Origin of the sequence: Parabacteroides sp. AD58, from assembly GCF_023744375.2 — a bacterium.
Lineage (GTDB): Bacteria > Bacteroidota > Bacteroidia > Bacteroidales > Tannerellaceae > Parabacteroides > Parabacteroides absconsus.
In genome coordinates this window covers 780,674-806,029 of record NZ_CP146284.1, presented here as the reverse complement: position 1 = coordinate 806,029, position 25,356 = coordinate 780,674, and the positions used below count along the sequence as shown (strand labels likewise).

At 44.3% G+C, this 25,356-nt stretch carries 21 protein-coding genes and 1 tRNA gene; 7 read left to right on the top strand and 15 right to left on the bottom strand.

All coding sequences use genetic code 11. From position 1 onward, the window contains the following. The 3 genes from NEE14_RS03400 to NEE14_RS03390 all read left to right on the top strand — a co-directional run bounded on the left by NEE14_RS03400 (position 1) and on the right by NEE14_RS03390 (position 3,955). Entirely contained in the window at positions 1-1,635 is a 1,635-nt protein-coding gene (locus NEE14_RS03400; RefSeq protein ID WP_251966437.1) for a T9SS type A sorting domain-containing protein, read from the top strand. 436 nt (positions 1,636-2,071) lie between these two features. Beyond that, the gene (locus tag NEE14_RS03395) at positions 2,072-3,127 is read left to right on the top strand and encodes a DUF4925 domain-containing protein (RefSeq protein WP_251966436.1); all 1,056 of its coding nucleotides are present in this window, start codon (positions 2,072-2,074) and stop codon (positions 3,125-3,127) included. A gap of 123 nt (positions 3,128-3,250) precedes the next feature. Further along, positions 3,251-3,955 (top strand): MgtC/SapB family protein, encoded by a 705-nt coding sequence (locus NEE14_RS03390; RefSeq protein WP_251966435.1) that lies wholly within the window; start codon positions 3,251-3,253, stop codon positions 3,953-3,955. Positions 3,956-3,987: 32 nt separating this feature from the next. Here NEE14_RS03390 and NEE14_RS03385 read toward each other — a convergent pair whose 3' ends face one another. The 12 genes from NEE14_RS03385 to NEE14_RS03330 all read right to left on the bottom strand — a co-directional run bounded on the left by NEE14_RS03385 (position 3,988) and on the right by NEE14_RS03330 (position 16,363). After that, the gene (locus tag NEE14_RS03385; protein WP_251966434.1) at positions 3,988-4,461 is read right to left on the bottom strand and encodes a C-GCAxxG-C-C family protein; all 474 of its coding nucleotides are present in this window, start codon (positions 4,459-4,461) and stop codon (positions 3,988-3,990) included. A 21-nt stretch (positions 4,462-4,482) separates the two neighbouring features. Beyond that, positions 4,483-4,785, bottom strand: a complete 303-nt coding sequence (locus NEE14_RS03380) for a Dabb family protein (protein ID WP_251966433.1) — start codon at positions 4,783-4,785, stop codon at positions 4,483-4,485. Positions 4,786-4,796: 11 nt separating this feature from the next. After that, a complete protein-coding gene (serB, locus tag NEE14_RS03375) occupies positions 4,797-6,023 on the bottom strand; it encodes a phosphoserine phosphatase SerB (RefSeq protein WP_251966432.1) in 1,227 nt (408 codons plus the stop codon). A gap of 41 nt (positions 6,024-6,064) precedes the next feature. Continuing rightward, positions 6,065-6,718, bottom strand: a complete 654-nt coding sequence (locus NEE14_RS03370) for a thiamine phosphate synthase (protein WP_251966431.1) — start codon at positions 6,716-6,718, stop codon at positions 6,065-6,067. After that, on the bottom strand, positions 6,715-7,323 hold the full coding sequence (locus tag NEE14_RS03365) for a thiamine phosphate synthase (protein ID WP_251966430.1): 609 nt from the start codon (positions 7,321-7,323) through the stop codon (positions 6,715-6,717). The genes NEE14_RS03370 and NEE14_RS03365 overlap by 4 nt, the downstream gene beginning before the upstream one ends. Continuing rightward, positions 7,320-8,165, bottom strand: a complete 846-nt coding sequence (thiD, locus tag NEE14_RS03360; RefSeq protein ID WP_251966429.1) for a bifunctional hydroxymethylpyrimidine kinase/phosphomethylpyrimidine kinase — start codon at positions 8,163-8,165, stop codon at positions 7,320-7,322. The genes NEE14_RS03365 and thiD overlap by 4 nt, the downstream gene beginning before the upstream one ends. A 41-nt stretch (positions 8,166-8,206) precedes the next feature. Beyond that, positions 8,207-8,971 (bottom strand): YaaA family protein, encoded by a 765-nt coding sequence (locus NEE14_RS03355; protein WP_262922341.1) that lies wholly within the window; start codon positions 8,969-8,971, stop codon positions 8,207-8,209. 96 nt (positions 8,972-9,067) lie between these two features. Further along, complete coding sequence (locus tag NEE14_RS03350; protein ID WP_251966427.1) at positions 9,068-11,356, bottom strand: NADP-dependent malic enzyme; 2,289 nt, start codon at positions 11,354-11,356, stop codon at positions 9,068-9,070. Positions 11,357-11,584: 228 nt separating this feature from the next. Next, positions 11,585-12,670: an LptF/LptG family permease gene (locus tag NEE14_RS03345; RefSeq protein WP_251966426.1), complete on the bottom strand. Its 1,086-nt coding sequence runs from the start codon at positions 12,668-12,670 to the stop codon at positions 11,585-11,587. A gap of 8 nt (positions 12,671-12,678) precedes the next feature. Beyond that, positions 12,679-13,809, bottom strand: a complete 1,131-nt coding sequence (tgt, locus tag NEE14_RS03340) for a tRNA guanosine(34) transglycosylase Tgt (RefSeq protein ID WP_251966425.1) — start codon at positions 13,807-13,809, stop codon at positions 12,679-12,681. Positions 13,810-13,849: 40 nt separating this feature from the next. Further along, a complete protein-coding gene (locus tag NEE14_RS03335) occupies positions 13,850-15,424 on the bottom strand; it encodes a 4Fe-4S binding protein (RefSeq protein WP_251966424.1) in 1,575 nt (524 codons plus the stop codon). 6 nt (positions 15,425-15,430) lie between these two features. Next, positions 15,431-16,363: a DUF362 domain-containing protein gene (locus NEE14_RS03330; protein ID WP_251966423.1), complete on the bottom strand. Its 933-nt coding sequence runs from the start codon at positions 16,361-16,363 to the stop codon at positions 15,431-15,433. A 97-nt stretch (positions 16,364-16,460) separates the two neighbouring features. Here NEE14_RS03330 and NEE14_RS03325 point away from each other — a divergent pair, with 97 nt between their 5' ends. From NEE14_RS03325 to nhaA, 3 genes are read left to right on the top strand one after another with little or no spacing between them, the layout of a single operon-like run. Then, the gene (locus NEE14_RS03325; protein WP_251966422.1) at positions 16,461-17,246 is read left to right on the top strand and encodes a hypothetical protein; all 786 of its coding nucleotides are present in this window, start codon (positions 16,461-16,463) and stop codon (positions 17,244-17,246) included. Positions 17,247-17,285: 39 nt separating this feature from the next. Next, a complete protein-coding gene (locus tag NEE14_RS03320) occupies positions 17,286-18,167 on the top strand; it encodes an aldose 1-epimerase family protein (protein WP_251966421.1) in 882 nt (293 codons plus the stop codon). A 1-nt stretch (position 18,168) separates the two neighbouring features. Continuing rightward, a complete protein-coding gene (gene nhaA / locus NEE14_RS03315; protein WP_251966420.1) occupies positions 18,169-19,518 on the top strand; it encodes a Na+/H+ antiporter NhaA in 1,350 nt (449 codons plus the stop codon). A 201-nt stretch (positions 19,519-19,719) separates the two neighbouring features. Here the strand turns inward: nhaA and NEE14_RS03310 are convergent. Further along, positions 19,720-19,792: transfer RNA gene (locus tag NEE14_RS03310), tRNA-Trp, on the bottom strand. A 164-nt stretch (positions 19,793-19,956) separates the two neighbouring features. Between NEE14_RS03310 and NEE14_RS03305 the strand changes: the two genes are divergently transcribed. Then, positions 19,957-22,188: a beta-N-acetylglucosaminidase domain-containing protein gene (locus NEE14_RS03305; protein ID WP_251966419.1), complete on the top strand. Its 2,232-nt coding sequence runs from the start codon at positions 19,957-19,959 to the stop codon at positions 22,186-22,188. Positions 22,189-22,289: 101 nt separating this feature from the next. On the opposite strand, the gene NEE14_RS03300 is transcribed toward NEE14_RS03305, so the two are convergent. Next, entirely contained in the window at positions 22,290-24,683 is a 2,394-nt protein-coding gene (locus NEE14_RS03300) for a DPP IV N-terminal domain-containing protein (RefSeq protein WP_422394695.1), read from the bottom strand. Between the two features lie 224 nt (positions 24,684-24,907). Beyond that, positions 24,908-25,330: an ATPase gene (locus tag NEE14_RS03295; RefSeq protein ID WP_251966417.1), complete on the bottom strand. Its 423-nt coding sequence runs from the start codon at positions 25,328-25,330 to the stop codon at positions 24,908-24,910. Between the last annotated feature and the right edge of the window lie 26 nt (positions 25,331-25,356).

Genomic DNA, 25,356 nt, shown 5'->3' with positions numbered 1-25,356 from the left:
ATGAAGAAAATTTTTACATCCGTAATTGCGGCCTTGTGTTTGGCTGCTCCGGCAGGAAATCTTTCTGCCCAGACTTCTCAGCAGTTTACGAAGTCTCAAGAAGAAGCAATAAAAAAAGAACTTTTGCCTGTTGTATTTGAACAAATCAAGGAACAAGCCGGAATTGATATTTTAGGTTGGGCAAATCCTCAACTGACTAATACATTCTCCAGTATTCCTGTTTTAGAATCCAGCAGTCTGCGTGCGGCAACGGCTAATGCGGTAAACGTGAAACCGGATAGTATAACAGTTAACGTGAAGGCATTAAACTTGGATATTTTATCTAATCCAGTGATTGGAAGTTTTATAGGAGATGAAGTAAAGATCATATTTCAGGGATATGATACGAAAACTCTTCCTCTTGTTACAATAGGAGGAGCTCCAATTACTGTGGAAATGCCAGAAACAATTTTAATCGCTGGTAAGGGAGATGCTACTTTAGCTACTTTGAACTTCAAATCAGTTGAAGGAAGTGACAAGTTGTTGGATATGGAAGTAGAATTGTCTTTCTTGAATACTAACTATGATTTGTTAGGTTGTTCCTTGGAACAGGATTTATATACGGACTTAACTGCGAAAGTTGATATCCGAGAGGATTTACGAAACTTAGCTACAACTATTGCAGGGTTAATTGGCGGTGATGATTTAAATTCCCAATTAGCTGGTTTGGGCGTAGATTATGAAGTAACTGTCGGTTTAAGCGGCTTGGCAAATATGGCAATTCCTGCATCTTTGTTTGCTATTCCAGAAACAGGTGCCGCTACTGCCCGTGTTCCGATGGGTGATGCCGTTGTCTATTTGAATTTGACAAACAGCATGATGCCGATCAGCAAGGTTGATGTTACCAGCTATACGGCAGGAAATGCGAGTGCGTGGTCTTTATTTAAGTTGGATGCAAGTAAGACAACTACCTCAACTTCGGCTGTTACAAAGATTGATATTGACAAGTATTCACATTCTTCTGCTGAAAAGAAGGATACGACATTCGTAGAGAAAACAGTCATTACAATGACGGATTTGACATCATCATTGCCTACAACGGCTAAAGCTGCTGTTCAAAGTGTGATTACCCGTGTTGTTAATGAATTGGCGAATGAAGGAAAGGCAACTTGGTATGAATTGAGTATTGCGAAGAGCAAAAGTGGAGAAGAGGCAGAAGAACTTGTTTCTATCAAAGTTTCTCCCTACATCTCTGGAACGAATGCTATTGCAGATATTGATATTGTTGCCGGCGGAAGTGCTTATTTAGTACGGGCTACTGCAGACATGGCGGGAAGCCAGAAGATTGCGGTTGATGTAATCCAGAATGAAACTACTTATGCAACAGCTTACTTTACTTCTAACATCTTGGGTGCGGTTACAAGTAATGAAAGTGTTCAGGTTACTGACGTGAAAGTGATCCCGATGGCCAATGCAATCCGTGTATTGAATGCCGATAAGGCTAGCTATCAGATTTATAGCATCAGTGGTGCAATGATGGCTAACGGAACAATTGCCGGTGACGCTTACATCTCAACAGCTAATTTGGCAAAAGGTATCTACATCGTGGTTGTTGAAGCCAATGGTGTTAAACAAGCTGTCAAGTTTGTTCGTTGATTTTCTTTGAAGAAAGATTTAATTTAACGTGGCCTGCTCTCGGAACGCCGGGAGCAGGTTTTTTTATGTCTTATCTTTTTCTTTTATTGTTGCGGATCCATTCTTCGAATGCTTACCAGATAAATACGCAAATCATGTATACAATTCTTTAATCCACGCCGCGGATTACTTAGTTCTCGTCGTGGATTACTTAGTTCTCGTCGTGGATTAAGTAGTTCACGCCGTGGATTAAGTAGTTCACGCCGTGAACTAAAGTTTTCTTCGTAGGAAACGAAAGAATAGGTGATAGGCAGATAATCTTTTTCCTGTATATTTTATAAGAAAAAAGGATAAAAAATGAGACTTGATGATTCAATTATGCAAACATATCCTTACATTTGCTATCCGATGTTTGTGAATACAGTAAACTGGAATAATAATATTAAAAGTTTGAATTATGATGAGGAGAGTATGGAACTTGTGCCTGTTACTTTTGGTCGTAGGCTTGGGTTCATCTTGTAAAGATGATTTACCTGGATTGGGGAAAGATGCGAACCGTTACTTTAGTGGTGATGATCTGGTCCTGACGTACAGTGGAGAACCGATGGTAGGAAAGGAAGTACATTTTCTGACTTACGACGGAGAGAAAGCAACGATTACCTTAGACGGTCTGCTGGATTCGAATACGCTTTTCCCATCCGAGGAATTGCATGATATTGCCTTTGGTGCTCCGGGCGTGGTTCCAGGTGAAGTCCCGACGACTTTGTCGAATGTCCCTTTGACCTTGAATGCGGAAGGAACGGCTTATACGTTTGAAGGAACTGACAATCAGAATAACCGTCAGCTGACTTATAAGGGCGAAGTGTCGAAAGACAAGATGACATTGGCTATCCAGGTGAAGATGCCTGCCAATAATTTTGTGGGAACTTGGAATGTCGCTGCTGAAAACGCGCTCTCCATGACATGGGAATCGGATAAAACCATCACTGTAGGCGGACAGGAATTATCGACAAGTGTAGTTGGTGCTATGGCAAGTACTTTGCTATCTCCTATGTTGAACGAGGTGTTGCAGTCAGTCACCTTTATGGACGATGGAAACATTGTGGCTTCCTATAAAAAGAAAGGAGCAAGCGACTGGCAGACTTCGCCGATCAATTTAGCTCATTTTTATGTGAAGGATGACAAGATTTATGTGCAGTTACACATAAATCAGATATTAAGTACCCGCGCCAGCGTCTCGGAGATTGTTACTTTGCTGACGGATATGCAAATGTACCTGATGGAAGGCATACCAATGACGTATTCGCTGACGGCAGATGCGGTTCAGATCAGCTTGACTACTGATGCTGCCAAATCAATCCTGACATTGCTGACGTCAGACTTCTTACGGGATAAGGTCGTTGGTATTCTGCCCGATGATATTTCACCGATAGTTCAGCCCATATTGGAACAGATGCCGGAAGTCCTGAAATCGACTTCCAAACTGGAAATCCAGTTGAGCTTGAAGAAATAAAAAGATAACTCGCAGATAGGCAGCAGCCGGGTTTCCGATAAGAGGGGAAATCCGGCTGTTATTCTTATATCCAATTTGAAACCAAAGAGACGATGGGTTTGTTTTATAGAAAAAGGAGGAAAGATGTGGGATAATCTGAATACGGTTTTGAGCAGTACCGAGATTACTTCTTCGACGGCCTTGGTACGCTTGCTTATCAGTTTTATTTTCGGTGCTTCGATCGGTCTCGAGCGCCAGTACCGGCGGCGGGAAGCAGGCTTGCGTACGTTTACGTTGATTTGCCTGGGTTCAACAGCCGCGATGCTGATTTCTATATGGATTCCGCAAAGCTATCCAAACTTTCTGAATGGTGATCCGGGTAGAATAGCGGCACAGGTGCTTTCGGGTATCGGTTTTTTGGGTGCAGGAGCCATTATCCAGAGCAAAGGGAGTGTGCATGGATTGACTACGGCTGCCTGTATTTGGGTAGTAGCCGTAATCGGACTGGCTATTGGTGCCGGTATGCTGATTCCGGCTTTGATTACGACGTTGGTTACGTTGTTTGTACTATTGAGCGTAGAACAATGGGAACGGCGGATGTTCTTGAATGGAGTCAATAAGATTCTGTCTATCCATTGTACAACGGCAACGCCCGATCTGAAAGAATTTAGACGAATCCTTGAGAAAAATGGAGTCTTTATTGTGAATGTCTCGTTCGAGAGCCTGTACGACGAAAACCAGTCTGTCATCACCTATAAAGTGAATGTAAAGGCTGTTTCCTCATACACCAGTTTGTTTGGCGAGATACAAAAGTTGGGAATTGTTTCACAGATCAAGCTGGTAGAATAAGTATTCTTCTACCAACTTGATGATGTATGGAGTTATTCCAGCTCACCTTTCAGCATCTTCCCGGCTATTTCTGCCGCATGGGCTACATAACGTCCGCAAGGGCGACTGGAATAATAGGCGGCAGTCCGCATAGAAGGAGCCGGATTTGTCTGGGCCGCTTCCGCAGCAGGTAATAATTCACGGCAAATGATGGTGCCGAACTGCTCTTTAAACAGACCGCCCATCTTTTGGACGATCGCATAGTTGCGTGTACGAGCATCCTGATCTTTCGGGTCGACAACCGGATATCTGAATCCGGCGAGCATCGCCATGGCACTGACAGTTCCGCATACTTCGCGCATACGGCCCATACCGCCTCCAAATGACACCGACATGCTTTTGGCTGTCTCTAAGTCCAGTTCGAATACATCGGCATAGGCCAGAAAAACAGACTGAGCGCAGTTATAGCCGGATTCAAAGTTTTCGACGGCCTTTTTTACCCGCTCTTCAATATTAAAATCTTTCATCGCAAACAGATTGATGGTTCATTACATTTCATAATCTACACAAGCGCGGTCTGCTTTTACCGGACCGATGATTCCTTTGGCCACAGCTACATGTTCCGGATGATTGGCATACGTACTGACGTCGGCCAGTGAATCCAGTTCTGTGATCAGGATCAAATCCCAGGATTCTTCCGGGTTGCAGTTGAACTTAACTTCAATCTTGCGCAATACATCAATCTTATCGATCAAGGCTTCCAACCTTGTCTTGATTTCATCTAATTTAGCCTGTTTTTCTGCAGGAGAGGCAAACTCCTTCAACTTAAACATAACAATGTGTCTAACCATATCGCAATCATTTAAATATGTTCATTCAAATAAGAATCTTTATAACCTAAGAAATAGAGGATACCGTCGAGACCGATGGTCGAGATAGACTGTTCGGCTGTCGCTTTGACTTTGGGCTTGGCGTGGAAGGCAATACCTAATCCGGCAATACTGATCATAGGTAAATCGTTGGCTCCGTCGCCTACGGCTACCGTCTGGCGGATGTCTACATTCTCAACCTGGGCAATCAACCGCAGTAATTCGGCCTTCCGTTTTCCGTCTACTACTTCTCCCAAGTAACGTCCTGTCAGCTTCCCATCGATTACTTCCAGCTCATTGGCATAGACATAATCGATACCGAACTTCTGCTTTAGGTAATTCCCGAAGTAAGTAAATCCACCGGAAAGGATGGCAATCTTGAAACCGACCTTTTTCAATACACGCATCAGTCGGTCGGCTCCTTCCGTGATAGGCAAATTCTCAGCTATTTCCTGCATGACGGAAACATCCAGCCCTTTTAACAAGGCACAGCGGCGGCGGAAACTTTCGGTGAAGTCAATTTCTCCCCGCATAGCCGATTCGGTGATAGCTTTTACTTCGTCGCCCACGCCTGCACGGATGGCCAACTCGTCGATTACTTCCGTTTCGATCAGGGTTGAATCCATATCAAAACAAATCAGGCGGCGCATCCTTCGGTACATGCTGTCTTCCTGAAAAGAAATATCCACTTGCAGCTCCGTAGCCAGCTTCAGGAAGTCGGCTTTCATCTTCTCTTTATCTTTAGGCGTACCACGAACGGAGAACTCTACGCTGGCTTTGGGCGTCCGTGCGTTTTCATCCAGCGGAATACGTCCCGTCAGTCGCTTAATATCATCAATATTCATATCCTGTTCCGCAATGATCCGGCTGACACCGGCAATTTGCTTGGCCGTCAGCTTCCGTCCCAAAATCGTAACAATATACCGGTTGCGTCCCTGCATACCGACCCATTGCGTATAATCTTCGGCCGAGATGGGCTTAAACCGGATATTGACTCCGAGTTCATAGCTCTTGAAGAGCAGTTCCTTCAGAATCTGTCCAGAAGTAGAGGCGTCACATTGAATAAGAATACCCAAAGAAAGGTTGTTATGAATGTCTGCCTGGCCGATGTCCAGGATATTGGCATTGTTCTGCGCAAGGATTTCTGTCAGCGTAGCTGTCACTCCCAAGCGGTCCGTGCCGTTGATGTTTAGCAGTATTAGTTCTTCGTTTGTTGCCATAATAGTCTGTTTGGGGCAAATGTATATAATTTTTCTTGTTATCAGAGCGAACTTAGAATTGTTTCCAGTAAATTTCTGGTTTCCTGAACCGGATCTTTAGCCCGGATGATGGAGCCGGAAATAGCAATTCCTGTTATTCCTGTTTTCATCAGGGCCGGAATATCTTCTTGTTCAATGCCGCCAATGGCATAAACCGGCAAGGTAATGCCTGCTTCCTGGCATTGTTCGAGGATGCGTTTGTATCCGTCGAGACCTAAGATCGGACTCAGTTTCTTCTTGGTTTGCGTAAAACGGAACGGACCTAATCCAATGTACGACGCACCGAGTTGGGCCGCCCGGCAAATATCTTCGAAGGTATTGGCTGTTGCTCCGACCAGGAAATCTGTCTTGCCGGATTTACGAACCAATTCGCAGGCCTGGTCGACCGGCATATCGTTCTTCCCTAAATGAACAGCAGTAGCACCTGATTCTAATGCCATTTGTACGTCATCATCAATGCAGATCCGTGCCTGATAAGGCGCACACAGTTTCACCAGTTCGCGGGCTGTTTCTATCGACGGACTGTCTTTCATCCGCAACTGAATCCAGCGGCATCCGCCTTCCAGTACCCATTGTGTTTCCTCTTCTTCTGTATGTTGTTCCGTCCGGTTGGTAATGAACATCAACCGGTGGCCTTCTTCGTAGTTTGTATTCATAGTTCTTTTATTGCTGTTGTTAATTGATTGAATCGTTCGATGATTTCTTGCCGGCTTTGTTCTCCGGGTTGTTTTCCCCACAAAGCACCCAAGACGACGGCTCCACCAAAGCCTAATCCTTTTAACTGACGGATGTGTGGAACATCTATCCCGCCTAAGGCAAATACCTTTGACGAGATGGTACCGTTTTCTGTTGCTTGTTCCAGTTCGTGCCACGGAAAACCGTTTCCGTAGCCTTCTTTGGATATACTTTGGAAGATAGGACTCAGAAACAGATAGTCTAATGATTTCCAATCCTCGAGCTCCTGGATAGAATGACAGGAACGGCTGATGCTGCCGGCAAAGTGATCGGGTGCATTCGGATTTCTCCGGTTGAGATGAACGCCACCTAAAGCATATTCATCGGTCAGACTGAAATGATCGTGAATGACTATCCGTGGATAAAACGCTTCAGGGAGCTGATTCAGCAAGGCCGCAACGGTTTCTTTTCCAGCGTCCGGCTTGCGGAGATGCAGCCTTTGCAAGCCGGCTTCGAATAGGGAAGTGATGATCTTTCCTTCACCCGGGAAACAGGTCGGAGTGGTAATGGCAATCAGTTGTTTCATGACTCAATAGCTCTTTTCTGCAAGGGCTTCGGATCAAACAGATGATTCATCGGACCATGACCGTGACCGGCTGTTACATCGGCTCCTGCCAGTAAACCTTTCTGGACATACTCTTTCGCGAGTCGAACCGATTCCGTCAGGGAATGGCCCAAAGCTAATGATGCCGCGATGGCTGAAGATAATGTGCAGCCTGTTCCGTGTGTGTTGACAGTCTGAACGGTTGCCGACTGAAAGGTCTGCGAAGGCTGGTTCAGCTGGTATAATCGGTCAATCCTTTGTTCTCCTTCCAAATGCCCGCCTTTGATCAATACGGCCCGACAGCCTTTGGCGAATAACTGTTGTGCTGCGTCGTCCATATCTTTTACCGAGTGGATCTGAATACCCGTCAAGAATTCAGCTTCCGGAATATTGGGTGTGATCAGTGATGTCCGGGGAAAGAGTAAATCAACCATTGCTTCAATCGCGTCGTCTTGCAGGAGCTTGCTGCCACTGGTCGAAATCATAACCGGATCAACAACAATCCATTTCGGATGATATTGGTCAAGAGCCGCTGCAACCACCTGAATGGCCGCTTGGTTATATAGCATTCCTGTCTTGACGGCATCGATGGTAAAGTCTTCGAATACAGCATCGATCTGTCCTTTCAGTATTTCCGGCAAGACCGGCTGAATGCCTCTTACGCCCAATGTATTCTGTGCTGTGATGGAAGTAATGGCCGACATGCCATAAACGCCTAATGCGGAAAAGGTTTTCAGGTCAGCCTGAATTCCTGCACCACCGCAACTGTCCGAACCGGCAATCGTCAGTGCCGTCGGATATCTGTATTGTTCTTTTGTTCTCATGATAGAACAAAGGTACTTAATAATTCATATCCTGTGGCGACTTATTCCTGTAAAAATACCCAATTATTTTCGGTGGAAAGATCATCGCGGTAGTGAAAACCTTCCCATTCAAAGGCTTTGACGGCTTCTGGATCTTGAATTTGCTGACGGATGATTTGCCGGCACATCTCTCCACGTGCCATCTTGGCATAGATGACAATGGTTTTCAGCTTGCCGTCTTTCCGGATCTTGAATTCGGGTGTAATGACGCGGACTTCCTTTTCTATTTGTTTCCAATGGAAAGCCGGCTGGATATCCAGACTTGCCAGATTCAGTAAGATTCCGTCATCGGCCCGGACCGCATCTATCAGAGGTTGGGTTTGCTTCCCTTGCCAGAATTGATACATATTGCCTTCCGTCAGTTCCGGAATCTTAATATCGTATTCCATCCGGTAAGGTTTGATTAAGTCGGAAGCGGAGAGCAATCCATAACAGATTGATACAATCTTCAGGTGCTGTCGGGCAAAGTTGAAATTTGCAGCCGTGAAATCTTCGGGATGAATATGCTTGAATACAACTCCGGAATAAGCCAAAAGAGCCGGCAGACCGGGATCATCGGCTGCATGAAAATCTTGGAAGCGCTTATAACTTTCAAGTGCCAGCTTCGGACTTAACTTAAGACTGCGTTTCAGCTCGTCGACAGACAAGTGCGTCATGTACCAGGCTATTTCTTCGGCCTCGTGTTGGAAAAGAGGTTTAGTCGCAGCTTCCATCTGAATCGGACTTTTATCTGTCATTGTTTTTGCAGGAGAAATGATCAGTTGCATAATGTGTTTGGAATGAGATAAAGAAGGAGCCATGTAGTCATTGTCGGGCTACATGACTCCTTCGGAAATGAATTTATCGTCTCTGTTTACAACGTGTTATTTGTTCCCTTTGTCGATCTGTTCCTGAACAATCGCATCAACGACGGCAACTGTGGTCAGGTTCAGAATGTCGCGTGTCGTACTTTCCACATCGGTGAAGTGGATCGGTTTGTTCAATCCCATCTGGATCGGGCCGATCGATTCGACATTGCCCATTTCAAGCATCAGCTTATAAGCACTGTTTGCTGAGCTCAGGTTCGGGAATACTAAAGTATTGACATCTTTGTCCTTCAACTTATTGAATGGATAAGTCTCGTCACGCAGACGTTTGTTAAGGGCAAAGCTAACCTGCATTTCTCCATCGATAATGATTTCCGGATAATTGGTATGCAGATAGTCGATGGCATCGTGAACTTTCAGCGGACTACCTTGTTTGTCGGCTCCGAAGTTTGAGTATGAAAGCATAGCCATCACCGGTTCATGGGCAAAGAACTTAACCGCATCGTGTGTCAGACGGGCAATATCAATCAGTACTTCTGTCGACGGATGGCGGTTGATCAAGGTATCAGCCATAAAGAATGTACCTTTCTTTCCCGAGATGATATGCATAGCACCGAAATGCTTGTAAGTCGGACGAATGCCAATGATCTCTTCTGCTAACTTAGTCACTTCTGAATAACGGCTGTAAACACCCGTCACAAAAGCATCGGCATCACCTGTTTCCACCATCATCATACCAAAGGCATTCCGGTTGAACATGATTTCGCAGGCTTCTGAATACGTGACACCTTCCCGTTCGCGCTTCTTGGCCAGAATAGCTGCATAGCGGTGACGGCGTTCGGTTTCACCGTCCGAACGCATATTGATGATATCAATACCATCCAGGCTGATGTTTTCTTCTCCTGCTAATTTGTGCAGATAATCCCAGTTACCTAATAAGATAGGCTGGCAAATACCTTCTGCCTTGGCTTCGGCTGCTGCTTTAAGCATATTAATATGGTTGGCTTCTGCAAAGACAACACGTTTCGGATTGGCTTTCGCCATATCGGTAAATGAACGAAGCAGTTTGTTGTCGTAGCCCATCATTTCACGCAGATGATTTGCATATTTGTCCCAGTCGGTGATTTCCCTGCGGGCAACACCCGATTCCATGGCAGCCTTGGCTACCGCACATGATACACGCGTCAGCAATCTGGGATCGAGCGCTTTCGGCAGAATATAATCGCGACCGAAAGTAGTCCGTTTCAGTTTATAAGCAGCATTGACAACGTCGGGAACCGGCTCTTTAGCCAATTGTGCAATTGCTTTCACGGCGGCCAGTTTCATCTCTTCGTTGATGGCACGGGCGCTGGTATCGAGTGCTCCACGGAAAATGTACGGGAATCCCAATACGTTATTGATTTGGTTCGGATAATCCGAACGTCCGGTAGCAAAGATGATATCTTCTCTTGACTCCATGGCGTCGGCGTACGAGATTTCCGGATTCGGATTTGCCAGGGCAAAGACGATCGGGTTCTCATTCATCGAACGGACCATTTCTTTGGTCAGTACATCAGCTACCGATAATCCCAAGAAGACATCAGCTCCTACGACAGCCTCTTCCAGCGTCTTGACCGGACGGTCAGTAGCAAATTCTTTCTTCTGTTCGTTTAAGTCGGTACGCTGGGTTGAGATAACGCCTTTACTGTCGCACATGATGATATTCTCTTTGCGGGCACCCAGCATCAGATATAATTTGGTGCAGGAAATGGAAGCTGCTCCAGCTCCGTTGACAACAATCTTGACATCTTCGATCTTCTTGCCGGCTACTTCGAGAGCATTAATCAGTCCGGCGCCTGAGATAATAGCCGTTCCGTGCTGATCGTCGTGCATTACCGGAATATCCAATTCGCTTTTCAGTCGTGTTTCAATCTCAAAGCATTCCGGCGCCTTGATGTCTTCCAAGTTGATTCCTCCGAAAGTAGGAGCGATCGCTTTGACAGTCTCAATGAATTTCTGCGGATCTTTTTCGTCTACTTCAATATCGAAGACATCAATTCCTGCGAATATCTTGAAAAGTAATCCTTTTCCTTCCATGACAGGTTTACCGGCCATCGCTCCGATATTGCCAAGGCCTAATACGGCAGTACCGTTAGAAATGACGGCAACCAAATTCCCTTTTGCGGTGTATTTATAGGCATCCAGCGGATTCTTTTGTATTTCCAAACAGGGTTCTGCTACGCCCGGTGAGTAAGCCAGCGACAGATCGGCCTGTGTGCTGTAGGGCTTTGTAGGAACCACCTCAATCTTTCCAGGTTTGCCTTCAGCATGATAGCGAAGTGCATCCTCTTTTGTAATCTTTGCCATAGGTACTTATAGAATGTAAGTTTAAATAATCAAATAACGTATTATTGTTTTTTGTCTATCCGGCAAAGGTAATAATTTATCAGGATAATTCGGATGTTTCCGGCTTTGATTATTTAAGTCTCCATAAAATAAACGAGAATCGATTCCGAAATTCCTTAGAATTGAAACCGATTCTCGTTTATTTGGATGATGGCTTTAACCATCTCTGAAAACAGATATTCCGAAGTTTTATCTTGGAGCCTTCCGATAGAGATAAATAGCAATGAAGGTGTATATAATATTCGGTATCCACGCAGCTACCATCGGACTAACGTATCCACTGATGGCAAAAGTGGATGTTATGGTCATAAATAAGATGTATGAGAAACTGAGAGCAAGTCCGATACCGATATTCAAACCCATTCCTCCTTTAACCTTCCGGGAGGAAAGTGATGCTCCGATAGCAGTCAGGATGAAGGCTGCCATGATGGTAGCATATCGTTTGTGATATTCGATCTCGAAGGTCTGTATATTCCCGATTCCCCGCTTTTGCTGGCGGCTGATGTATTTATGCAGTTCGGGCGACGTCATGGTTTCACAGTCATTGACTGAAATCAGAAAGTCCGACGGAACGATTGTCAGTGTTGTATCCAGGCGTGAACCTTGTGTAATGTATTCGCGCATACCGTCGAAATCCCGTATTGTATAATCAATAACTTGCCAATGATATAAGGTATCATATTTAATAGAATTGGCAGTCAGACGTGAGACCAGTCTTTTTCCATCAAAATGTTCCAGCGAGAAGCGATAACCCATATTCGAACGGGCTTCATAACGGTCGAAGTAGGCAATAATGCCCGGTTCAACTTCCAATTGCACGTTCCTGGCATACGTGGTAGCCTTGTTCTTGATGTATTTGTTCTGGAAATCAATACGCGTCTTGTTGGAAGGAGGGATGATGAAGGCATTCAATATGAATGTGACTGTTGCAATAATTGCGGCAGATATGCTATAAGGCAACATCAATCGTCTGAAACTCATTCCACTTGCCAGCATTGCGATGATCTCAGAGTTGTCAGCTAGCCGCGAAGTAAAGAAGATCACGGCGATAAAAGTGAACAGCGGACTGAACAGATTGGCAAAATACGGGATAAAATTCAGGTAGTAATCGAAGATGATCGCCTTCAGCGGTACTTCCGGACGAAGGAACTTGTCGATCTTTTCGTTTATATCGAAAACCACAGAAATTGAAATAATCAGTAAGATGGCAAAGACGTAGGTGCCAAGGAACTGCTTGATGATGTACCAGTCTATTCTTTTTAGCTTCAAGTTCATGGCTGTTGTTATAATCGATTGTCCATCTGCCGGACCATTTGGGTTTTCCAAATCGGAAAATCGCCGGCAATAATGTGCTTACGGGCTTCTTTCACCAGCCACAGATAAAATGCTAAGTTGTGAATAGAAGCGATTTGTAATCCTAATATTTCATTGACCTTGATCAGGTGATGCAAATAGGCTTTTGAGTAAATGCGGTCGACAAAGGAAGGACCTTCCGGATCGATCGGGGAGAAGTCGTATTCCCATTTCTTATTACGCATGTTCATCGTACCGAAAGGCGTAAAGATCTGTCCGTTTCGTCCATTACGGGTCGGCATGATACAGTCGAACATATCAACGCCCCGTTCGATGGCCTCCAGAATATTAATCGGTGTCCCGACTCCCATTAAATAACGGGGTTTATCTTTCGGCAGAATACCGTTGACCAACTCGATCATCTCATACATCTTTTCGGTCGGTTCACCCACGGCCAGCCCTCCGATGGCATTTCCGTCAGCTTCCTTGGCTGCCACATTCTCAGCCGCACGGATTCGCAATTCCGGATATACACAGCCTTGTACAATCGGGAAGAGACTTTGCTGATACCCATACTTGGGCTCTGTTTCATTAAAGCGTTTGAAGCAGCGGTCTAACCAGCGTTCGGTCAGTCCTAACGATTGCTTGGCATAATCATATTCGGCATCGCCCGGACAGCATTCATCAAAAGCCATGATGATGTCTGCTCCGATCGTACGTTCGATGTCCATTACTTTCTCAGGAGTGAAAAGATGTTTGGAGCCGTCGATGTGGGAACGGAATTCAGCTCCTTCTTCGCGCAATTTCCGGTTTTCTGATAATGAGAAAACCTGAAAACCGCCGCTGTCAGTCAGAATTGGGCGATCCCAGCCGTTAAACTTGTGTAATCCACCAGCCTTCTCTAAAATATCCAATCCCGGACGCAGATACAAGTGATAGGTATTTCCTAAGATGATTTGGGCTTTGATATCATCTTTTAACTCAGGCATATGAACAGCCTTGACAGCACCCTGTGTACCGACGGGCATAAATATGGGCGTCTCGATTATTCCATGGTCGGTAGTAATCAAGCCCGCCCTTGCATTTGTCTTAGTATCGCTATATTGTAATTCGAATTTCATGCCCGCAAAGGTATGAAATAATACGGAATTGACAACAGTCTTAGAAGCCAAAATCGGTCACTTCGACCTCTTTCACTTCTTCTTGTTTTGGCTTCTCTACATGTTTGTGCACATCGTTCGCCTTGATGATGATGGCACGCATCGGCCGGACCGGACAAATGGATTCGCAGCCTCCGCAACCAATGCAGAGATCCGGATTGACATGCGGTATGGTTAGTGTTCCTTTATAAGGCACCATCTGTACGGCCTGCGTCGGACAGTGTTCGGAGCAGGCTCCGCAATCGGTATTTTCCGTATGAACGATGCAACGGTTGATGAAGAAATGAGCCACACCGACTTGTGTTGTTGCTTTCTCTTCCTTCGTAATTGGTCGGATGGCATGTGTGGGACATACTTCCGAACAAACCGTACATTCATAGTTGCAGTAACTGTTCAGGTAGGACATGTGGGGCTTCAATAGATAGTCAAAACCATATTCCAGTCCTGCTGGACGCAAAACCTGACTCGGACATTGTGTTACACACAAGTGACAGCCGGTACACAGATCCTTGAATCGGTCGATATTGAGTGAACCCGGAGGCGTGATAGGCGGCCATTTCTTGTGCGCCTTTTTATGTTTTCTGTTCTGATGCATGGTTTGGGCAAGGACTGTAGCTGCCGGGATTGAAGAAATGATAGTTGCACTAGTGGCAAGGAAAGAACGGCGACTCTTATTGTTAGCCTGTATTTCCTGACGAGCCTCCTGAACCTGCTGACTGGCAGCTACACTTCGCCGACTGGTAAAGGAGATACTTCCTTTTGCACAGACCGACAGGCAGTTGAAGCAGTCAATGCAGCGTGACGAATCAACGGTTTTCTTTTTGCTGTCTATAGCTTCTGCTTTGCAGGTGTGTTCACAAAGGCCGCAACTTACACAAGTCTCCTGATTAATCGCTATGTGAAAAAGAGATTTCCGGGAAAATAAACTCAGCAGCGAACCTACAGGACAGATTGTGTTGCAGAACAAGCGTCCACGCCAAAGAGTCAATCCGACAAATAGGAACAGAGCAATGATACCGCTTATGAATCCAGCTGTAGTGACAGTCGAAACCGTAGCCTGATATAAGGTATAGTTGTCCATTGCCATAAGAACTTCAGCCAGTCCGTTGTTAGTCCAGATTACCAGTGGGCGGAACAGATTTGACGCAATTCTTCCGAAATTACTATATGGATCCAACCAAAGTGCTATACTGGCAATACCGGAAAAAGCACTGATTAGAGTGAAGACAAGTAACACATAGCGTAATACATTCATGGGCTTGTGGTAAGAAAAGCGACGGATACCCTTCTTTTTAGTCCGGCACTTGCCATAAATCCAGTTAATGACATCTTGCAATACTCCGGCAGGACAAACAGTAGAGCAGTACAAACGGCCTATCGCCAATGTCAACAATAAGTGGACAATCAGAGCTATCCACATCGAACCTAACAGAATTGGCATGATTTGTGCCTGAAGCAGTACGTGTGTCTGGTCAGGCAGCAGATCGGCAAAGTCGACGAAGAAAACAAGGATGGGTATAAAGAAAAGGAGAGCGAGCAGTACTCGCACTCCCTTAAGATAGTTTATCTTTTTCATTTCCGATCAGAGTTTGATGCGTTTGATATTCAATGATTTCAAATCAGTTGTTCCCAAATGGTTCGCTTCTCCGCGGCCGATGTGAGCAACTGCTTCGAGATCAAGTTTCTTTACCTGATTGAATAGAGAAAGAGCTGCCCGGTCGACGGCTACAATATCAGGTGAAACAATCAGGCTCTTCAGTGTGGCAACATCCGCCAAAGTTTTACCCTGCGGACCATTCTGGTGCATGATACGATAGGCATCAACAATATTCAGCACCGGTCTCTTTTCCCATGTACAGATATCGGCAATACACTGTTGCAAATCATTCTGGTGGAAATAACGTCTGTCCCATACAATTCCCATGTAATTCTTCATGGCACAGGTCATTTTTGCTCCACCATGATTTTTCAATACAGGTACATTGATCCACACATCAGCTTCGATCAGTGCTTCGTGAATCTTGGCCGATTTCAGTTTTACTCCATTAGGAATGCTTACCTCTTTGAAGTATTTTTCATCGTTGGCAGGCATGATAATACCACCTGCTTCTTTTACAGCCTTTTCAATGCCGCTTGTCTCGTAACACTTCTGCCAGTTGTCGCAAGTGTGGTCGAATACAGTTACTTTTTCAGCTCCGGCATCAAGGCATTTTTTGACAAGAGCTTTTACCAGCTTAGGATTCGTGTTACCGGCCATCTCCGGTGATCGATCCCATCCGATATTAGGTTTAATGACGACTTTTTGTCCTTTCTTGATGTATTTGCTGATGCCACCAAGTTCGTTTAATGCTTTGTCGAGCATGACTTCTGGTTCTCCACCCATAACAGCTACCATATCTGGTACTTGTTCTACAACCATTGAATTGGAAGATAAGGCTGCACCTAATTTATCAAAGTTTAGAGTTAATGCAGCTCCAGCCATAACACTGGTCTTAATAAAATCACGACGTTTCATATCTTAAGTGAATTTGTTGATTAATTCATATTCCTCTCCACAAATTTATATGATTTTGGAAATATTCTACTATCTTTGAAACAAAATAAGATAATTTATGATTTTAAAGTGCCCTATATCAATTCCGGCATTCCTTTCTGCTTTGAAACAAGAGGAAGGTAAGATTTTCTTTGATCTTGTCTTAACTGATTTGTTGTGGGAACATGGTGTGTTGGAGCCTGAACCCTTTGGCTTGCAACTTGTCCGCAAATCTATTGGCGGCTATGAACAGAAGCTGCCAGCTCCGGTGGTTTCCAGCAAGGTAAATATGCCCTTTTTCCGGGAGAACCAATTGCGCCTGATTGGTCCAGAACTGATCCCTTTTGCCTGTTCATTGTTTGAAGAAACAACTACATATGTGCCATCCGAGAATACGTTGTGGCTCTATCTGGATTCGGAAGATCTGATAGATTGGTGTTTAGGTGAGAACTTATCGCTGGTGCGCTGTAAGTACAGCGAGAATGAATGGACAGCGAGTCTCATATCACAGCTGAAACAGGAATATGACAAGATATTTTTCGATGACGAACATACTGGCTTTTTGCCAGGTTCTCATTTTGTCTCTGTATTATATAGAGCTTTATTTGAAGGTCGACCTGATTTGGAACAGGGAAATAAGGAATGGCGGATCACTACGCTTGTTGCTCCTGCCGATGCCGATTATGCTTGGAACGGAACAAGCCTGAAACCTTATAAAACCGTACAAATACCTGTCGATTTTGTCCGTCAGATAGAGATGTATCCAGATTATCGGAATGATCCGGCCCTATATACAGCTCTAATCGGTGCATTGAAGAAAGTGGGCCTGACACCGGAATCGTTATTGATCGGACTGATGGAGTGAAGGTATAGAAATTGAAATATATAGCAAGTTAATAGAAATATGATTACATTATCAAATCAACAACTGACAATTCAGGTTTCGCCAGCGGGAGCGGAACTTTGTAGTATCCGGGGAAAGCAGTCCTGCACAGAATATTTATGGCAGGCAGATCCGGCTTTCTGGAAACGTCATTCGCCAGTTTTATTTCCAATTGTAGGCAGCGTATGGGAAAATAAGTACCGTTTGGATGGAAAGGAATATACTTTATCTCAGCATGGGTTTGCACGAGATATGGAGTTTTCTCTGATCGAACAGACTGAAACCGAAGTCTGGTTCCAGCTGAAAAGCGATGAAGAGACCTTGAAAAAGTATCCTTCCCCATTTGTCTTGGAAATTGGTTATCGGCTGGAGCAACAGCAAGTGCAGGTGATGTGGCGGGTAAAAAATCCGTCCGAACATGAGATGTACTTTCAGATTGGTGCTCATCCTGCGTTCTATTATCCAGATTTTACCCCTGAGACAGCCGAACGTGGTTATTTTGCTTTCGACAAGACGAAGGACTTGTCGTGTATTCTAATCTCAGAAAAAGGATGTGTTGCGCCGGATAAGTATCCTTTGCCACTGCAAGAGGGTTTGCTTCCGCTGGACATTCATACATTTGATAAAGATGCTTTAATTCTGGAAGACCGCCAGATTAGCCGAGTTACGTTGCTCGATAAGCAGAAGAAACCGCATCTCTCACTGGAATTTGAAGCACCGGTAGTCGGGCTGTGGTCTCCTCCTTACAAAAATGCACCGTTTGTCTGTATAGAACCTTGGTATGGACGTTGTGACCGGGCTCATTATGCAGGTGAATACAGCCAAAAAGATTGGATACAGCATTTGGCTGGTGGTGATATATTCGAAGCGTATTATACGATAACCTTACATAAAGAGGGCTGATATGGAAAGAACATTCAAAGTTATCTTAAAACCTCTACAGCGTTTTGCCATTCAAAAGCCCAATGCCAGTGTGCTTTTGTTTTTAGCAACAATTCTGGCTATGATTTTGGCGAATAGTCCGCTACAAGACCGGTATCATCATTTCCTGCAATTTCCGGTCAAGCTGATCTTTGGTGATTTTAGTATTTTTGCTCATCATGGCGAACCGCTTTCCATGCTGGCATTTGTCAATGATGCATTAATGGCTGTATTCTTCTTTACCATTGGACTGGAGATCAAGCAGGAAGTACTGGTAGGCGAGTTGCAGTCATTCCGAAAAGCTTTGTTACCCATTGTGGCAGCCATTGGAGGAATGGTTATTCCTGTATTATTCTATTTCTTAATTTGTCATGATGGTCCGGAAGCTAACGGAGCGGCAATTCCGATGGCGACTGATATTGCCTTTGCTTTGGCTGTGCTTGGTTTGTTGGGTAAGCGAGTACCGCTCACCATGCGCATCTTTTTAACAGCGCTGGCTGTTGTTGATGATATTGGTGGTATTATTATCATTGCTTTATTTTATAGCGGACATGTTTCATTACAGCCATTGTTGATATCAGCTCTTCTGCTGCTGGTTTTGTATTTGGGCGGAAAGATGAAGATCTATAATCAGTTATTTTATTATGCCTTGGGCTTTTGTGTTTGGATGTTATTTATGGAATCAGGAATTCATCCTACGATAGCAGGCGTACTGGTAGCTTTTACTGTTCCGGCAAAGCCTAAGATAGAACTGGAGCGTTTCACAAACGATATGACAGAATATCTTTCGATGCTCGACTCGAATGATGTTAAGAGTTGTAACCGAGCTTCTGTTTTGACGTCACATCAGATTCGGGTATTGAACAATATTCATATGTGTACCGATCATTCCATCAGTCCGCTGCAAGCCATAGCTCATCGCTTGCATCCGTGGGTAAACAACCTGATCTTACCGTTATTTGCCTTTGTAAATGCGGGTGTTACATTTGGAGATATTCGTCCGGAGTCTCTGTTGCATGTGCCATTAGCGATTGTACTCGGACTGATTGCTGGTAAGTCATTGGGTATTTTCAGTTTTTCATATCTGTTTATCCGTAGTGGCATTATTCCAAAGCCACAAGGCTTTAGTAAACGGACTTTGTTTGCTGTTTCCATGCTTGGTGGTATAGGATTTACGGTGGCTTTGTTTATTGCGAATCTCTCGTTTGATACTACTACTGACATGGGAATTGATTTATTAAATCAGGCTAAATTGGGCGTTTTTGTTGGCTCTTTCTTATCTGGTTTAACTGGTTATTTGTTGCTGCGTTTAGTTCTGCCAAAAGAGAAGTAACGTATAACAATATCTGTTGGTGAGATTTATAGTATAAAGGTTGTGCATATTCTGATATTTTGTAGTTAGGAGAGAATAAACTTCTAATAAATATTTTATGCACAACCTATAATATTCTATTTTCGCATAGATTCCTTATATAGAGAAAAGTGATTATAAAAAGAAAGAGCCTCTCGGAAAATTAACCGAAAAGCTCTTATGCACGGAACGAGAGGCTCGAACTCCCGACACCTGGTTTTGGAGACCAGTGCTCTACCAACTGAGCTAGTTCCGTATTGCGAGTGCAAAGGTACGCATTATTTTGAATATTCCAAATTCTTGAGAAGAAAAATCCCAAAAAAGTTTCATTTATATAATGACTGGAATAAATAAATATCCAAATGAACTTCGTATCTTTGTGAGTGCAGACGAATAATAGAAGTTCTTATTGAATAGTATATGAAAAAGATGTGGATGACGACAGCATGTTTGCTGTTAACAACAATGGTAATGGGGCAAGTGTCGGAGCTTTCGCCGACACCTCAATCATGTGTTGTTGGAAAAGGGACATATCCGAAACCAAGTATTTTCCTTTTTAAGGGATTGAATGAAACAGATACGGTTAATCAACGGATAGCAAAGAATTTACTTCCGGTACAGGAAAAAGAGGGAAAGTACTGGAAACTGGTTATAGGTGAAGCTGATGACCGGTCTGTCCGTTCTGTTCGGAAAAAGGTTCCTCAACAAAGTGAAGGTTATTATCTTAGGGTTAGAGATCATGAGATAATTATTGCCGGTCGAGATGAACGTGGAACATTTTACGGATTGCAGACATTGAAACAGCTTTTGCGGGAATCGACGATGCAAGAGCTGGAAATTACAGATTATCCGGATGTGCCTTTCCGTGGAATAGTGGAAGGCTATTACGGGAAGCCCATGGATTTCGAAACACATTTGCGGATGTTTGGTTATTATGGGGCAAACAAGATGAACATCTATTTGTACGGACCGAAAGACGATCCGTATCACAGTTCGCCACATTGGAGGCAGCCATATCCGGAAAAGGAAGCACAGGAAATACGGGAGATGGCTCGTGTGGCACGCAATAACGGATTGGATTTCGTATGGGCTATTCATCCAGGGAAGGATATTCATTGGAATCAGGCCGACCGTGATTCAGTGATTCTGAAGTTTGAGTCGATGTATCAGCTGGGAGTCCGTGCATTTGCCGTCTTCTTTGATGATATCAGTGGCGAAGGAGCCAAGGCTGATAAACAGGTAGAGTTGCTGAATTATATCAATGAGCATTTTATTCATCAGAAGTCGGATGTGAAGCCTTTGATCATGTGTCCAACGGAATATAACCGGGAATGGACCGATCCGAAGAATCAGTATCTTGAAACGTTGGGATCGAAACTAAATCCAGACATCGCGATTATGTGGACGGGTAACTCGGTGATCTGCAATATCCAGCAAGAAGATATGGACTGGATCAATGAACGGATTAAACGGAAGGCTTTTATCTGGTGGAACTATCCGGTAAACGATTACGTGATGGATCATCTGTTGCTTGGTCCGGTTTATGGAAATAGCCTGCATATTGCCGACAAGATGTCTGGCTTTGTCTCCAATCCGATGGAGCATGCCGAGGCTTCGAAAGTTGGAGTTTTTGGCGTAGCTGATTATTGCTGGAATATGGAAGCATACGATAGTGATAAATCTTGGAACCTGGCCTTGAAACAGCTGATGCCGACAGACGCCGATGCCTTTAAGCTCTTTGCTGAACACAATGCCGATCCGGGTACGAATGTGCATCATTTTGAAAGAAACGAATCAGTTCGGATCAAACCCGTATTAGATGAATTTCTACAGCAAGTTCTTCAGCAAACAGCTACATTTAAGGAAGACGAGATCCGTACCGAGTTTGAGAATATTGTGTATGTCGCTGATCTTTTGATGGCGAATGAGGATAATCCGTATTTGGCTGAAGAAATAAGTCCGTGGTACCAGCAGTTCAAGACACTTGGAGAAATGGGTATCGAAGTCATGAACCTGTATAAAGCTTGGCAGGAACAATATCAGGAAGCATTCCTGAAGAGCTATCGTCATTTGAGAGCCTTGCAGCATGCGTGGTATAAATATGACATGACCATGAACCAGGATGTTCCACAGCCAGGGGTAAAAACCGGATCGAAGGTATTGAAACCGTTTGTAGATAAATTGTTCGTCTATCTGACGGATGAGTACAATCATCGGTTCCAGGCTGAATTGCCGACTACATTAAATTACTCGGCTTATAAGCTGGAAAGTAATGTTGAACAGCTTAAAAATCTGCCTGTATTTTTGCGGAACAAGACGAAAATAACAGTTTCTCCGTTGAATGAAGTCTTGAAGTGGCAGGACGGAGGACAGCTGACTTTGTCATTAGGCGAAGCCGTTTCAACTACTGAATTACGTCTGGACTTGGGTGACCAGCAATTGGATTGGATCAAAGTAGAAATACAGCAGGCAGATAGTAATTGGACAGAAGTGCAACTGGCTAATTTGTGGGAATCTGTTTACCAGGTAAAACTGGAAGGAAAAGAAGTTACCGCTTTCCGTCTGACCAATCGGGCTGGGCAGTCAAAAGAATGCCGGCTGAAGACGTTGTATTTGCAGCAGGCAGAAGCAAAAACTGCCGATAAGAAATAGGAGAGACGATTGCAGATCTTTCTGTCATTAAGGCATAAAAAGAGCCACGGCTTTTCGGGAATGATTTCTTCCGATTGCCGTGGCTTTTCTTATTCTGTTCTTTATCGCTTCGGAATATCAACGGATGTTTCCTGTTCTCCCAATAAATGATTAGAGAAATAATCTACCATTCGCCAGTAGAAGTATTCATCCATATCGCCAAAGCCGTGGCGCTGTTGTGGTAACATCAGCATGTCGAAACGCTTTCCGGCGCGGATCAATGCATCTACTACACGCAACGTATTGCCCGGATGGACATTATTATCAATATCGCCGTGAACCAACATCAAGTGGCCTTTCAGCTGATGAGCAATCTCTTCGTTCGTCTTGATGTTGTAGATGAAAGTCGTATCACCTTTTTCGGTAATTTCTTCTTTCACGCCGTGATGTGTCTCACTCCACCAGCGGTTGTAGATACGGTTGTCGTGGTTTCCTGCACACGAAACGGCTACCTTGAAGAAATCCGGATATTGCAGGATCGCTGCCGTTGACATGAATCCGCCTCCCGAATGCCCATGAATACCTACGCGATTGATATCGATGAATGAGTAGCGGTTGGCCAATTGCTCGATAGCAGCCTTCTGATCGGCTAATCCATAATCGCGCAGATTGCCGTAACCATAATTATGATACCACTTCGAACGGCTTGGATGCCCGCCTCGGTTACCTACAGTGATGACGATGAATCCGGCTTGTGCCAGACGGTCGGTCCGGACACTCATACGTGTAAATGGATAAACGGTAGCTTCTACTTGTGGACCTGGATATACGTAATCAATAATTGGATAAACCATTGTAGAATCAAAGTCGAATGGCTTATACATGACACCGTATAAATCGGTAATGCCATCAGCCGCCTTCACTTGGAACGGTTCCGGGAACTTATATCCGGCTGCAAACAGCTGAGAGAAATCACTTTCTTCAAGTGGCATGATCGTTTTACCTGTATTATCTACCAGATCTGTCTTCGGAACTGTATTGACGCGTGAATAATTGTTTACCACAAACTGAGCCTGATCGTCCATCGCTACTGTATGGAAGAAATTCCCTTTAGTAACCAGCTGAACACCTGAACCATCCAGGTTGGCCCGATAGAGATGTTCGTAATACGGATTCTCTCCTTCTTCTTTTCCATTAGCCAGGAAGTAAACTACCCGGCGGCTTTCGTCTACTTTCACAATCTGATCCACATGCCACGGACCGGAAGTGATGCGATTCTTCAGGTTTCCTTCGCCATCATACAGATACAAATGCGCCCAACCGTCACGTTCGCTCCAATGAATCAGTTCTTTCCCATTCTGGATGGTTGCCAGCGGACGTACTTCCTGATAAGTATTCATCCGTTCTTCTATCAGCGGACGAATAGTATCCTGTCCGATGGTATAAGAACAAATGTCGATGCGATGCAAATCACGGCTGGAACGTGTCAGGTAAAAATGATTGCTGTCGCCTAACCATTCTACCGGGACTTCGTGCATGTCGCGCTGTTTCTGCAGGCGCGGCTTACGGGCCAGATTGATTGTCTGGTTTTTATAAGCCGAAGTCTTGATTTCCTTGTACGTGTTGTTCTGCATATCGAACAGATACAAGTGCTCTTCGGGAGCTTCTTTCTCACCCGGCATCTGATATTTGTAGGATTCCAAAGTTGGTCGGGGAGAAGCCATTGAATTAATCACCCACAAGTCTTTTACCTTTCTTTCGTCTGTTGCCGTCACAGCAAAGTAACGGGAATCAGGCGACCAGACAATTCCGTAGACACGTTTCCGTTTTCCGTTGCAAAGCGTATCCGTATTCAGCAGACTGTAAGGCTGACCGAAGCCGAAATCCTTTTCGCCGAAAGTTGTCAGCTGTACATCCACAACCGTACTGTCTTTTTCATTCTCTTTCAGCTTTTCGTAATCAGCTCTTGTCATGCGATACAGGTTCAAGTCTTTGGCATAGACAACTGTTTTGCCATCCGGAGAAAAAGAAGCCCATTCCGGATACTTTGTGTCTTCCTTTTTATCTTCCAGCCATGTCAGCTTTTGAGTCGGATAATCGTAGGAGAAATAAAATACCAGCTTCTTGTTGTTCTTCTTGTTGGTCGTATCTTTCGGAGCGTCTTTGGTAGAAGTAATTTGGAACGTAAAAGTACGTCCGTCGGGCTGTGCTTCCAGTTTCTGGATCGGTAATTGTTGGGCTGTAAACGGATCTTTTACGATTTCTGTCAATTGAGCCGCTATTTTGTCCTGATCAAATAAGGTCTTCTTGGTGCGAGCTGTCGGATCAACCACATACCATACATTACCTTTGCTTGTTTTGTATTCATACCAGAAACAATTTCCTTGTTGGAACCAGTGCGGATCAACAGTTGTGGAGAATAACATCTTGGAAAGTTTGTCTTTGGTAAATTTCTCGGCCTGTACGTAACCCGGAAGGCGATCGTACGTTTGTGCCTGTAAATGTGGAACAAGCATAAAGCCTGCACAACACAGCAAAGTAAATAGTTTTCGATTCATTTTCTTTCTGATGTTAGATAATTTCAATATCGTATTCAAATACTACTATTATGTTTTCCATAATAATAGTGTTACGTCAGAAATAACAGAATTTTATAGCTGGCGTAACAGAAAAGTTACGGCATCCGTAATCGTTAGGTACGGATGCCGTAATAAGAATATTCCTTCATGTAAGCCTTGTCTTATACCAAGAATGTACCTACCAGAGCCAAGATAGCATAGAATTCTGGAAGTGCGGCATAAATCATGGTGTTAGTCTGAACATCATGACCCTGAGCCATACCCGTGATGCCATTAGCACAAAGCTGTCCCTGACGAACGGCAGAAATTAAGAATACCAGACCTACGCTAATACCCATACCGAACTTTAACAGCGCATTTTCAGCTGTGATTTCACCAGCCGTCATAAAGGCAACGAAACCATACAAACCCTGAGAAGCAGGCATGGCTGAAAGAATCATATAGCCTGCTGATTTAGAAGGATCTTTCTTCAATGCACCTTCTGCTGCATTTGCTGCGATTGTTGTACCATAGCAGCTTCCGATACCTGCCAGGGCCAGCATTAAGCCTAAGCCCAGATAGCCTAATAATAATGTTACATCCATAATGATTATAAAATTAAATTGTTATT